Source organism: Bacillus chungangensis (genome assembly GCF_030812995.1).
In the GTDB taxonomy this organism is placed as follows: Bacteria; Bacillota; Bacilli; order Bacillales; family Bacillaceae_C; genus Bacillus_CF; species Bacillus_CF chungangensis.
Genome location: NZ_JAUSTT010000023.1, coordinates 79,126 through 91,629 on the forward strand (window position 1 = coordinate 79,126; position 12,504 = coordinate 91,629).

Sequence of the window (12,504 nt, forward strand, 5' to 3'; positions counted from 1 at the left end):
ATCTCCTGTAGGAGGGAAGAAATTGACAAAACCAATCAAAGTGATGACGATATTTGGAACAAGGCCAGAAGCAATAAAAATGGCTCCGCTAGTGTTGGAAATGAAAAAACAGCCTGCTCATTTTGAATCGATTGTTACAGTAACGGCTCAGCATCGAGAAATGTTGGATCAGGTGTTAAATATTTTTCAAATTCAACCTGATTATGATCTTGATATTATGCAGGAGCGCCAGACATTAATAGATGTGACAACACGTGGATTAGAAGGCCTTGATAGAGTAATGAAAGAGACAAAGCCAGATATTGTTCTTGTTCATGGCGATACTACAACGACCTTTGTTGCAAGCTTAGCAGCGTTTTATAATCAAATCTTTGTTGGGCATGTGGAGGCCGGATTGCGAACTTGGAATAAGTATTCTCCTTTTCCTGAAGAGATGAATCGGCAGTTAACGGGAGTTATTGCTGATCTTCACTTCTCGCCAACAGAGAAATCAGCCCAAAATCTGTTAGCTGAAAACAAAAAATCTGAAACAATTTTTATTACTGGCAATACTGCTATTGATGCCTTGAAAACGACAGTAAAAAAAGATTATACGCATGATGTGCTTCAACAGCTAGGAAATGATCGCCTGTTATTATTAACTGCTCATCGCCGTGAAAACATAGGGGAACCGATGCGCAATATGTTTCGTGCGGTAAAACGGATTGTAGAAGCATATCAAGATGTGCAGGTTGTATATCCAATGCACTTAAATCCAGCAGTCCGCGAACTTGCCAATGAAATATTAGGAAATCATAAACGCATTCATTTAATGGAACCGCTCGATGCAACAGATTTCCATAATTTTGCTAATAGAGCATATTTAATTTTGACTGATTCTGGAGGCGTTCAAGAAGAGGCGCCATCATTAGGTGTACCAGTACTTGTACTTCGTGATACAACGGAACGTCCAGAAGGAATAGAGGCAGGAACCTTAAAATTGGCAGGAATAGAAGAAGAGCCAATTTTTGAAATGGCAAACGAACTAATGACAAATAAGCAAGCATACGAGAAAATGGCTAAAGCTGTGAATCCTTATGGTGATGGAAATGCAGCAGCGCGAATTACTGAAGCAATCCGTTTTTATTTTCATAAAAACATCCCAAGACCTAAGCCATTTAAACCGTTCGATTAAAAATAAGGACATATACCTAAAAAATTTGTTTATTCAGGTCTTATTAAAAAATATGATGATTTTGTGAAAGAGATCACATTAAAGCGTTTTATTTTGCGTTTTTTTCCTTGAAACACGTTGACATTGCCATGACCCTATTGTATGCTAACAAAGGTAATGAGATGATAACCTTTTCACATTTTCACTATGAATAAGATGAAAAAACTTTTTATCATCTTTAATGGTAAAAAAGCTGGACAAACTCTTTAAATTGAGTGGTGATGAACGGATAAAATCACTTCTAGAAGAAAGGCATCGAATAAAAGAATGTGTGTATAGCAATTCGTCCATTAGCGAACAAAAATTCCAAGTATGGTTTTCGATATTTTTCTATTGTTATAGCTTATCATTTAAGTAGGCTTATACAATCAAGTGCAGTTATTCTCACTTTGTTTTTTCGCTTGGGCGGAGCTCTGGTTGTTTTTTTATATGGTTTCTGAATGGAAAATCTTTACGAATTTGTCAATCAACGTGAAGCCAAAAGACGTAAATAATTTATCCTGACTTTTTGAATTACCTAACAATAGGGCATGTTCGAAAAAGTTCACCAAAAAGGAAATGATTTTTCGCGAAACCGGAGCATATAATTAATGCGTGTGGGTCGGATTGTTAGAGTGACGGAGAAATATGCGAGTCACTTTACCCGGTTTTGAACAACCTAACAAAATGCACATTCAAAGGGACAAAAAGAACCGAGTAGTTCAAGAAACGATCGCTTGTAAGAACCGGAGCGTTTATATTATATGTGAAAATCGGAGCGACAGAGTGACGGAGAAATACGCGAGTCATTTTACCCGGACTTTTTGAACAACCTGACAAATTATTCACGTTCAAAAGGAGGACGAAAAGGACCGAGTAGTTCAAGGAACGATCGCTCGCGAGACCCGGAACGTATAAATGATACGTGAGGATCGGAGCGACGGAGTGACGCGGAAATACGCGAGTCATTTTGCCCGGACTTTTTGAACAACCTGACAAATTATTCACGTTCAAAAGGAGGACGAAAAGGACCGAGTAGTTCAAGGAACGATCGCTCGCGAGACCCGGAACGTATAAATGATACGTGAGGATCGGAGCGACGGAGTGACGCGGAAATACGCGAGTCATTTTTGCCCGGACTTTTTGAACAACCTTTCATTAGGAGAATCAGATATGCCAGAACTCCAGCAAATGTTCAACCGACATCGAAAATACATACTATACCTGTTATCACTATTAGTCTTAGGGTGGGGATTCACCCCATACAAATCAATTTTTCTAGGGCTTATATTGGGAACAGTGATTAGTTTTTTTAATCATTGGCTAATGATAAGAAAAACGACCCGCTTCGGCGAGGCAGTTGCAGGTGGGAAAAAAGCTCGTTCACTAGGGACGTTGTCGCGAATGGCAGCAGCTGTCGTTGGTGTAATCATTGCTATGAGGTATCCAGAATATTTCCATATTGCAAGCTACTTAATAGGCCTGATGGCATCTATTCTTGTCATTATGATAGATTTTATATTGATTGAAATGATACAATCATGTAAGAAGCGGGAAGAGAGGTGAATTTGTTTGGGACATGAGGCGCCACTTTTTGAATTTATGGGACTCTGGTTTAACTTATCTAATATTTTGATGTTGCTAGTTTCTGCAGTCATTGTCCTCATCATTGCGGTCGTTTCTACTAGAAAACTAGAGATGAAACCGACTGGAATGCAAAACTTCATCGAATGGGTAATGGATTTTGTTAAAGGCATCATCAATAGCAATATGGATTGGAAAACTGGAGGAAACTTTCACTTGCTAGGCATGACCCTCATCATGTTTATATTTGTTTCTAACATGCTAGGGCTGCCATTTGCAATCGTCATTGGTGATGAACTCTGGTGGAAATCTCCAACGGCTGATCCAATTGTGACGATGACATTAGCAGTAATGGTCGTTGGCTTGTCACACTATTATGGTGTGAAATTAAAAGGTATGAAAGAATATGGCCGCGATTTCTTTAAACCAGTGGGATTTATGTTTCCTTTTAAAATTATTGAAGAATTTGCAAATACACTCAGCTTAGGACTCCGTCTTTACGGAAACCTTTATGCGGGTGAAGTGTTAATAGGTTTATTGGCCACATTAGGAAATAGTGGTTGGCTAGGCTTTGTCGGCTCCATCATTCCTTTAATGGCATGGCAAGGATTTAGTATTTTTGTCGGGGCAATTCAAGCGTTTATTTTTACATTATTAACAATGGTTTATATTTCTCATAAAGTGAGTACAGACCATTAACCATATACTTGTTCACATTGCTGAACGAAAAATATTAGATGAATTATTTTTTATATATTAAAGGAGGAATTTTTTCATGTATGGAATTGCAGCAGCAATCGCAATTGGTTTAGCAGGACTAGGTGCTGGACTTGGTAACGGAATGATCGTTTCTAAGACAGTTGAAGGAATGGCTCGTCAGCCAGAAGCACGTGGAATGCTTCAAACGACAATGTTTATCGGGATAGCTTTCGTTGAGGCGATTCCTATCATGGGTGCAGTTATCGCCTTTATGCTACAAGGTAGATAGGACAAATAAGTTCGACAAACGGCGAAGATTATTCGATAAGAACCTTCGCCTTTGCTTTATGAAGAAAAATGAAACAACTCGGAAGGCATTTCGAGATTTGAATATGATAAAGAAGCAAACTATCCGAAAGGAGTGAAGCAAACGTGTTGATAGATGGGCTCGTACTTGGTGCAGTTTTTTATGGCGGTGATATTCTCGTCACATTAATCACTTTCGCCTTACTTATGTTTCTATTGAAAAAATTAGCATGGGGACCATTAATGGGAATCATGAAACAACGTGAAGAACACGTTGCAAAAGAAATAGATGAGGCAGAGAAAAGCCGTGTAGAAGCAAATAAATTGTTAGAAGAGCAAAGAGAAATGTTAAAAGAAGCTCGCAAAGAAGCACAATTAATGATAGAAAATGCGAAAAAGCATGGTGAAACACAACGAGAAGAAATCATTCTTACAGCTCGTGCTGAAGCAGAACGAATGCAAGAAACAGCGAAGGTAACCATTGAGCAGCAAAAAGAACAAGCAATTGCAGCTGTTCGAGATCAAGTGGCATCGTTATCAGTGCTTATTGCTTCAAAAGTAATTGAAAAAGAACTAAATCAAGCGGATCAAGATAAATTAATTCAAGAGATTATTGACGGGGCAGGAGAAGAGCGATGAGTTATAATAGTGTCGCTAAACGTTATGCCACAGCGCTTTTTCAATTGGCGAAAGAAAAGAATATCATTGAACAGGTAGAAGAAGATCTACGTGTCGTAAAAAAAGTATTAAGCGAAAACCCTTCCTTTTTGGAACTGTTAAAGTCACCGCGACTCTCTCCTGGTGATAAAAAAACATTGATTAAAGAAACATTTCATTCTGTTTCTTTATATGTTTTAAATGTCATGATGATTTTAACGGATCGCCACCGTGAAGAACATATGATATCTATTGTGGATGCATATGTGAAGCTGGCAAATGAAGAAAAGGGAATTGAGGATGCAGTTGTGTATTCTTATCGCGCTTTGACTGAAATGGAAAGCAAAGCAGTTTCTGCAGCTTTTGCAGCGAAGATTGGCAAAAAAGCATTAAATATTCAAAATGTGATCGACACAGATTTGCTTGGCGGTATGAAAATCGTGATCGGCAATCGCATATACGATGGCAGTTTGCGTGAAAAATTGAATCGACTTGAACGCACTTTAATTAGTTAAATAACTGCTTCATTCATCATCACTTATCTTAGCGGTGATTACAGCCCCCTACTTGTAGGGATGAAACATGAAAACAAATGCCTTAAATAATAAAGAATCCATTGTTTAGGCGAAAAAACTGGATAAAATGAGGGGTGAACTTCGTGAGCATAAAAGCTGAAGAAATCAGCGCACTGATAAAAAAGCAGATTGAGGGCTACCAATCAGACATGAAAGTTAGCGATGTTGGTACTGTTATTCAAATTGGTGACGGTATCGCACGTGCTCATGGTCTCGACAATGTCATGGCAGGAGAACTACTAGAGTTCTCTAATGGTGTCATGGGGATGGCGCAAAACCTAGAAGAAAATAATGTTGGTATTATCATATTAGGACCATATACGGAAATTCGTGAAGGTGATGAAGTTCGCCGTACTGGAAGGATCATGGAAGTTCCAGTTGGAGAGGAACTAATTGGCCGGGTTGTAAATCCATTGGGACAACCAGTTGATGGGCTTGGACCAATTAACACAACAAAATCTCGTCCGATCGAAACGCCAGCTCCTGGCGTAATGGATCGTAAATCCGTATTTGAACCATTGCAAACAGGAATTAAAGCAATTGACGCACTTGTCCCTATCGGAAGAGGGCAACGTGAATTAATAATCGGAGATAGACAAACAGGTAAAACAACCGTTGCTATTGATACGATCTTGAACCAAGCAGACCAAAACATGATCTGTGTTTATGTTGCTATTGGGCAAAAAGAATCAACTGTACGAAACTCAGTTGAAACACTTAGAAAGCACGGAGCATTGGATTATACGATTGTTGTAACTGCTTCTGCTTCGCAACCAGCTCCACTGCTATTCCTAGCACCATATGCTGGTGTTACGATGGGTGAAGAGTTTATGTACAATGGCAAACACGTACTTGTAGTCTACGATGACTTATCAAAGCAGGCGGCTGCATATCGTGAACTCTCCTTGCTATTGAAACGTCCACCAGGCCGTGAAGCATATCCTGGGGATGTATTCTATCTGCATTCTCGTTTATTAGAGCGAGCAGCAAAGCTAAGTGATGCAAGAGGCGGCGGTTCTTTAACAGCATTGCCTTTCGTTGAAACACAAGCTGGGGATATTTCCGCTTACATTCCAACAAACGTTATTTCGATTACAGATGGACAAATTTTCTTGCAGTCTGATCTTTTCTTTGCAGGTGTTCGTCCAGCGATTAATGCAGGGCTTTCTGTATCTCGTGTTGGTGGTGCAGCACAAACGAAAGCAATGAAAAAAGTGTCTGGGACACTTCGTCTCGACCTTGCTTCTTTCCGTGAATTAGAGGCCTTTGCACAGTTTGGTTCTGACTTAGATAAAGCAACACAAGCAAAGTTAGCTCGCGGAGAGCGTACCGTTGAAGTTCTTAAACAAGACTTGAATAAGCCGATTAAAGTAGAAAAGCAAGTGGTGATTCTATACGCTTTAACGAAAGGCTTTTTAGATGATATTCCAGTCGAAGATATTGTTCGTTTTGAAGGAGAATTATACACTTGGTTAGACCACAACCGTTCTGAATTGCTGGATCAAATTCGGACAACAGGCGGATTGCCAGAAGATGATGCGATGGCAGATGCAATTAATGGCTTTAAAAAGACGTTTGCTAAGTCGTCTGAATCTTAATAGATTAGATATATTTGAGTGTAAAGAACAATGCATAATTGAAGGGGAATAAACACGGTTGGAATCTGTTTAGAATCATACAGCTATGAAAAAATCGTTCCCCTTTTTTATAAGCCTAGCATTTGCTTTTGACGTGGCCATCGAAGATGGCATACATTCAAAAGTGAAGATAATCGGTCTATCATTCTAGAAACAAGGTGGTGAGTACCAATGGCATCCTTACGTGATATTCAGTCTCGGATCACTTCAACTAAAAAAATGAGTCAAATAACAAAAGCAATGGAGATGGTTTCTGCGTCTAAGCTAAGTCGTGCGGAAGCGAATGCGAAATCATTCGTACCATATATGGATAAAATTCAAGAGGTTGTTTCCAGCATTGCTCATGGAAGCACGGACGCAAGTCACCCAATGCTTGTTTCTCGTCCTATTAAGAAAACGGGTTATTTGGTTATCACTTCTGATAGTGGATTAGCGGGATCGTACAATAGCAGCATTTTACGCCAAGTTCATAGTACGATTCAAAAACGGCATCGTTCAACTGATGAATATGCAATTATTGCAATTGGGCGCATGGGCCGCGATTTCTTTAAAAAACTCAATATGAATGTTGTTTTAGAAATCGTTGGGTTGCCTGACCATCCTACATTTGCTGACATTAAAGACATTACTTCCAGCACAGTTGGCATGTTTGAAGATGCAATGTTTGATGAATTGTATCTATTTTATAATCATTTTGTGAATGCAATAACGCATGAAGTAACAGAGAAAAAATTGTTGCCATTGACAGACATCCAAACTTCTGATGTCTTAACATCTTATGAATTTGAACCATCTTCGCAAGAAATTTTAGAAGTATTGCTGCCGCAATATGCAGAAAGCCTTATTTATGGGGCTTTATTGGATGGAAAGGCAAGTGAGCATGCAGCAAGGATGTCTGCTATGAAGAACGCAACGGATAATGCTAAAGAACTGATCGATGATCTTAATATTACGTATAATCGAGCTCGCCAAGCAATGATTACACAAGAAATTACAGAAATTGTCGGTGGTGCAGCGGCGTTAGAATAAAGCTTGCTTTTTATAGATGTTTTGAAGCATGTTAGGAGGGAAAACGATGAATATAGGACATGTGCTACAGGTAATGGGGCCAGTCGTTGACGTAAAGTTTGAAAACGGACAACTGCCAGATATCTATCATGCCTTAAAGATCGAGCATACAACGGAAGCGGGCTTAGAGATTAAACTTACCCTTGAAGTAGCGCTTCATTTAGGTGATGACACAGTACGTACAATCGCAATGGCATCAACTGACGGAGTTCAGCGTGGAATGGAAGTCGTGAATACAGAGGGACCTATCTCTGTCCCAGTTGGTGATGTAACACTTGGCCGTGTTTTTAATGTTTTAGGAGAGACTATTGATTTAGATGAGGAACTTCCTGCTGATATAAGAAGAGACTCTATTCATAGACAGGCGCCAACATTTGAAAAACTCTCTACTCAAACTGAAATTTTAGAAACAGGCATTAAAGTAGTAGACTTGCTTGCTCCTTACGTAAAAGGTGGTAAGATTGGTCTTTTTGGTGGTGCTGGAGTAGGGAAAACAGTATTAATTCAAGAATTGATTAACAACATTGCGCAAGAACACGGAGGAATTTCTGTATTTGCTGGTGTTGGCGAACGGACACGTGAAGGTAATGACCTTTACTTTGAAATGAAAGATTCCGGTGTTATCGGAAAAACAGCAATGGTTTTTGGACAAATGAACGAGCCCCCTGGTGCGCGGATGAGAGTGGCATTAACGGGTTTAACAATGGCAGAATATTTCCGTGACGAGCAAGGACAAGACGTGTTGCTCTTTATCGATAATATTTTCCGTTTCACGCAAGCAGGTTCTGAGGTATCTGCCCTTTTAGGTCGGATGCCATCAGCGGTTGGTTACCAACCAACACTTGCAACCGAAATGGGGCAATTGCAAGAGCGTATTACGTCAACAAATGTGGGCTCAGTTACATCTATTCAAGCGATTTATGTACCTGCGGATGACTATACGGATCCAGCGCCTGCAACAACGTTTGCTCACTTGGACGCGACAACTAACTTAGAGCGGAAATTGACAGAAATGGGTATTTATCCTGCTGTGGATCCATTGGCTTCTACATCTCGTGCGTTATCACCAGAAATCGTTGGAGAAGAGCATTATTATGTTGCTCGACAAGTTCAACAAACGCTGCAGCGTTATAGAGAACTTCAAGATATTATCGCCATGCTCGGAATGGATGAGCTTAGTGATGAAGATAAACTAATTGTCCATCGTGCTCGCCGTATTCAATTTTTCTTATCGCAAAACTTCCATGTTGCCGAGCAATTTACTGGCCAAAAGGGATCTTATGTTCCTGTAAAGGACACTATTCGTGGCTTTAAAGATATTTTAGAAGGTAAATATGACCATCTGCCAGAAGATGCATTTCGACTTGTAGGCCCAATTGAAGACGTAATAGAAAAAGCAAAAGAGATGGGTGCGGAAGTATAATTAGGGACCAGGAGGGAAAAAAATGAAGACATTAAAAGTAAGTATTGTCACTCCCGACGGCCCAGTCTATGAAAGCAATGTAGAAATGGTGAGTACGAAAGCTCATAGCGGCGAGCTTGGAATATTGCCTGGACATATTCCAATGGTTGCACCACTTCAAATTGCAGCTGTTCGTTTACAAAAAGACAACAGACAAGAGCTTGTAGCTATTAGCGGCGGCTTTATAGAAGTTCGGCCAGATCAAGTAACTATTTTAGCGCAGTCAGCCGAGAAAGCTGAAAATATAGATGTGCATCGCGCTATAGAAGCGAAAAAGCGTGCAGAAAGTTATTTACAAGCGAAAAGAGATGATCTTGACTTTAAACGTGCAGAATTTGCATTAAAACGTGCAATGAATCGGATTTCAGTCTCGGAAAATCGCTACTAGCTGTCTGTGAAGGCCAGGTGCTTATAGTGCCTGGCTATTTTTTACTGTAATTAAAAAGGAGTGATTGGATGATTTCTGGTTTTGGTCAGCAGGCATTGGTCAGTATCATGTCACACCTCATTTTTATTGCGATTACTTTTTGGGCTCTTCAAGCCCTTCATTTTGAACGATTATTAAAAGGAAACCATGTTTTTCAGGCAAGATTGCTTTATGTACTTTTAACAATTGCAATCGGTTCAACTGTTAGTAATTTCTTTCTGGATTATTTGCTTTGGTCTCAGCAATTGCCGCTTATTTTACAGCAAGTTTTCTTTTTAATATAAAATAGTTCTTTTCGCATGTTTTCAATAAAGTAATTTTTGATTATGATTTGAGTTGCGTGTGTGTTATTTTTATGCAGTGCCTCAATTTGAAATGACATGGACAAAAAGTGTCAAGATTTTCATAGAGCTTAACGATTGCTGATACATTGCAAATTTTTAAGAACATGCAACAAACGCATCAATAGGCAAACACATGCTTTTTAAAAATCTTCTTAAATTAAAAAGAGAAATATTCATTTGTTTCTTTTCCATTGAATGGTATATAATAATGTCTGAAGTTGCCGATTTTCCTAATGTATTTCTTTTTTTCTTGATGGACAAACTTTTAGTAATTGTTCTGAAGGAGGAAGTAAATTTAAAAGCACCTCTTTTAGCAACTTACTGAAAAGGGGAGAAAAAAATGGGGAAAAAAGGGCTTCTATTATGTCAATTTATTGTGCTTATGTTTGTACTGAGTAGTACTGCATTTACTTCACAAGCAAGAACGTTCGCACCGATTGCTGATTTGGAATTTTTAATTGATACTTTTAACAAACAAGACGGACATCTTATTGAATGGTCTCTATATACAAGAGAAATGGTTCAGCTTCCAACAGAAAAAAGTGTAGAAGAAAAAATGATGGCATTAAGAAACGAATATCCAAAGATGGAATGGGTGCTTTCTCAAGATCATCAAACAGTTCAATTAACTGGTACACTTCAACATCAACACTTTTTAGAAACAGTGATACTTAACACTATTAGAGAAGATCATACCAGGCATACATATTTAATCTACCAAGTATCAGGTAATAGCTGGGATGAAGAAACAGCTAACCAGCTAGCATCTCGCTTAAACCAAAGCATCACGAAAATGTATGGAAAAAATACCTTGATTTTCTCTTGTATCAAAGGCGAATTCAATGATGATTCTTCTCAAGAGCTGCCATATTATGCGAATAAATATTTGGCAAACTTACATGCAATAGAAATAGAATCATTAAAGGAGTTCGATTTTTATTCCATTTCTGCCTATACAGATGAGTTAAGCGAAAAACTTTCGACAAAAAATGGCGAAATGAATATCCAATTAGCACTTAGAAAAAATGGATGGGATAGAAAGACATCCGTTGTTATCGGAACACCCATCATCACGATTGAATATTAATATAGAGAAAATGGACGCGGAGGGGAATACTCTTGGAAAAAATCATCGTCCGCGGCGGAAAAAGGCTGCATGGTACTGTTAAAATAGAAGGTGCAAAAAATTCCGTATTGCCTGTTATCGCTGCATCGTTATTAGCAAGTGAAGGAAAAAGTGTCATTCGTGATGTACCGACACTCTCCGATGTATATACAATTAATGAAGTACTACGATATTTAAATGCTGATGTAACATTTCATGAGGGAAAAGTAACTGTTGATGCATCAAACGAGTTAAACATCGAAGCACCATTTGAATATGTTCGAAAAATGCGTGCTTCTGTCCTTGTGATGGGATCATTGCTTGCGAGGAAAGGAAAAGCCCGTGTTGCTCTTCCTGGTGGATGTGCAATTGGTTCCAGGCCAATTGATTTGCATTTAAAAGGCTTTGAAGCGATGGGAGCTCATGTAACAGTTGGAAACGGTTATATTGAAGCGACTGCCAATGAATTGCACGGTGCTAAAATATATTTAGACTTTCCAAGTGTAGGAGCAACCCAAAATATTATGATGGCGGCTAGTTTGGCAAAAGGAACAACTGTGATTGAAAACTGTGCTAAAGAGCCTGAAATAGTTGATTTAGCGAATTTTATGAACAAAATGGGAGCAATTGTAAAAGGTGCAGGTACTGGTTCAATTCGTATAGAAGGCGTAAAAAAATTATTCGCCACTGAACATACTATTATTCCAGATCGTATAGAGGCAGGCACTTTCATGATTGCCGCCGCAATCACTGAAGGAGACATTGTGGTAGAAGGTGCAGTTCCAGAGCATTTAACGTCGCTCATTGCAAAATTAGAAGAAATGAACGTAACTGTTAAAGAAGTGGAAAATGGTTTGCGTGTAATCGGTCCAAAAACGTTAAAAGCAGTTGATATTAAAACAATGCCGCATCCCGGATTTCCAACAGATATGCAATCACAAATCATGTCTTTATTGTTAGCATCCCAAGGAACTGGTATGATCACAGAAACAGTTTTCGAAAACAGATTCATGCATGCGGAGGAATTCCGCCGTATGAATGCGGATATTAAAATTGAAGGGCGTTCTGTTATTATTAATGGGCCATCAAAGCTTCAAGGTGCTGAGGTTGCAGCGACCGATTTACGGGCGGGAGCAGCATTAATTATCGCTGGACTTAAAGCTGATGGCTATACGCGTGTGACAGAACTGCATCATTTGGATCGGGGCTATTTGAATTTCCATACAAAGTTAAAGGCGCTTGGAGCAGATATTGAACGTATCAATGATGGCGTTGAAGCAGTGGCTTCATTGCCAAAAAAAGTGAATGTGTTGAATCATTAATAAAGTTGAAGCCTTCCATTACGGAGGCTTCTTTTATGTGCGACGGGCAGTCGCACCTTGTGTAGCTTTGCTACACAAATGAATTGTTAAAGGTTGGAATACGTTACCTAGGTAAAAACGATTCCC

General features: G+C 39.1%; 13 protein-coding genes. All 13 read left to right on the top strand.

Annotation, left to right across the window (positions count from 1 at the left end; all coding sequences use genetic code 11):
• The first annotated feature begins 22 nt into the window (after positions 1-22).
• The 13 genes from wecB to murA all read left to right on the top strand — a co-directional run bounded on the left by wecB (position 23) and on the right by murA (position 12,378).
• Complete coding sequence (wecB, locus tag J2S08_RS17020; RefSeq protein WP_307231631.1) at positions 23-1,174, top strand: non-hydrolyzing UDP-N-acetylglucosamine 2-epimerase; 1,152 nt, start codon at positions 23-25, stop codon at positions 1,172-1,174.
• A gap of 1,191 nt (positions 1,175-2,365) precedes the next feature.
• Positions 2,366-2,758, top strand: a complete 393-nt coding sequence (locus tag J2S08_RS17025; RefSeq protein ID WP_307231633.1) for an ATP synthase subunit I — start codon at positions 2,366-2,368, stop codon at positions 2,756-2,758.
• A 6-nt stretch (positions 2,759-2,764) separates the two neighbouring features.
• Entirely contained in the window at positions 2,765-3,475 is a 711-nt protein-coding gene (gene atpB / locus J2S08_RS17030) for a F0F1 ATP synthase subunit A (protein ID WP_307231635.1), read from the top strand.
• 76 nt (positions 3,476-3,551) lie between these two features.
• The gene (gene atpE, locus J2S08_RS17035; RefSeq protein ID WP_307231637.1) at positions 3,552-3,764 is read left to right on the top strand and encodes a F0F1 ATP synthase subunit C; all 213 of its coding nucleotides are present in this window, start codon (positions 3,552-3,554) and stop codon (positions 3,762-3,764) included.
• A 143-nt stretch (positions 3,765-3,907) separates the two neighbouring features.
• Entirely contained in the window at positions 3,908-4,420 is a 513-nt protein-coding gene (gene atpF, locus J2S08_RS17040; RefSeq protein WP_307231639.1) for a F0F1 ATP synthase subunit B, read from the top strand.
• Entirely contained in the window at positions 4,417-4,953 is a 537-nt protein-coding gene (locus tag J2S08_RS17045; RefSeq protein WP_307231641.1) for a F0F1 ATP synthase subunit delta, read from the top strand. The genes atpF and J2S08_RS17045 overlap by 4 nt, the downstream gene beginning before the upstream one ends.
• Positions 4,954-5,096: 143 nt before the next feature.
• On the top strand, positions 5,097-6,611 hold the full coding sequence (gene atpA, locus J2S08_RS17050; RefSeq protein ID WP_307231643.1) for a F0F1 ATP synthase subunit alpha: 1,515 nt from the start codon (positions 5,097-5,099) through the stop codon (positions 6,609-6,611).
• A gap of 210 nt (positions 6,612-6,821) precedes the next feature.
• Complete coding sequence (locus J2S08_RS17055; RefSeq protein WP_307231645.1) at positions 6,822-7,679, top strand: F0F1 ATP synthase subunit gamma; 858 nt, start codon at positions 6,822-6,824, stop codon at positions 7,677-7,679.
• Positions 7,680-7,725: 46 nt separating this feature from the next.
• Positions 7,726-9,141: a F0F1 ATP synthase subunit beta gene (atpD, locus tag J2S08_RS17060; RefSeq protein WP_307231647.1), complete on the top strand. Its 1,416-nt coding sequence runs from the start codon at positions 7,726-7,728 to the stop codon at positions 9,139-9,141.
• A 22-nt stretch (positions 9,142-9,163) separates the two neighbouring features.
• A complete protein-coding gene (locus tag J2S08_RS17065; protein WP_307231648.1) occupies positions 9,164-9,568 on the top strand; it encodes a F0F1 ATP synthase subunit epsilon in 405 nt (134 codons plus the stop codon).
• 68 nt (positions 9,569-9,636) lie between these two features.
• Positions 9,637-9,891, top strand: coding sequence for a DUF1146 family protein (locus J2S08_RS17070; protein WP_307231650.1), 255 nt, complete (start codon positions 9,637-9,639; stop codon positions 9,889-9,891).
• A gap of 400 nt (positions 9,892-10,291) precedes the next feature.
• Entirely contained in the window at positions 10,292-11,038 is a 747-nt protein-coding gene (locus J2S08_RS17075) for a YwmB family TATA-box binding protein (protein ID WP_307231652.1), read from the top strand.
• A gap of 32 nt (positions 11,039-11,070) precedes the next feature.
• Positions 11,071-12,378: a UDP-N-acetylglucosamine 1-carboxyvinyltransferase gene (gene murA, locus J2S08_RS17080; RefSeq protein WP_307231654.1), complete on the top strand. Its 1,308-nt coding sequence runs from the start codon at positions 11,071-11,073 to the stop codon at positions 12,376-12,378.
• Positions 12,379-12,504 lie beyond the last annotated feature (126 nt).

What these genes read in the sequence shown, in the direction of transcription:
- J2S08_RS17045 (WP_307231641.1), top strand. Translation starts at nt 4,417, where the DNA reads ATGAGTTATAATAGTGTCGCTAAACGTTATGCCACAGCGCTTTTTCAA.
- J2S08_RS17070 (WP_307231650.1), top strand. Translation starts at nt 9,637, where the DNA reads ATGATTTCTGGTTTTGGTCAGCAGGCATTGGTCAGTATCATGTCACAC.
- J2S08_RS17055 (WP_307231645.1), top strand. Translation starts at nt 6,822, where the DNA reads ATGGCATCCTTACGTGATATTCAGTCTCGGATCACTTCAACTAAAAAA.
- atpE (WP_307231637.1), top strand. Translation starts at nt 3,552, where the DNA reads ATGTATGGAATTGCAGCAGCAATCGCAATTGGTTTAGCAGGACTAGGT.
- J2S08_RS17065 (WP_307231648.1), top strand. Translation starts at nt 9,164, where the DNA reads ATGAAGACATTAAAAGTAAGTATTGTCACTCCCGACGGCCCAGTCTAT.
- J2S08_RS17075 (WP_307231652.1), top strand. Translation starts at nt 10,292, where the DNA reads ATGGGGAAAAAAGGGCTTCTATTATGTCAATTTATTGTGCTTATGTTT.
- J2S08_RS17025 (WP_307231633.1), top strand. Translation starts at nt 2,366, where the DNA reads ATGCCAGAACTCCAGCAAATGTTCAACCGACATCGAAAATACATACTA.
- atpD (WP_307231647.1), top strand. Translation starts at nt 7,726, where the DNA reads ATGAATATAGGACATGTGCTACAGGTAATGGGGCCAGTCGTTGACGTA.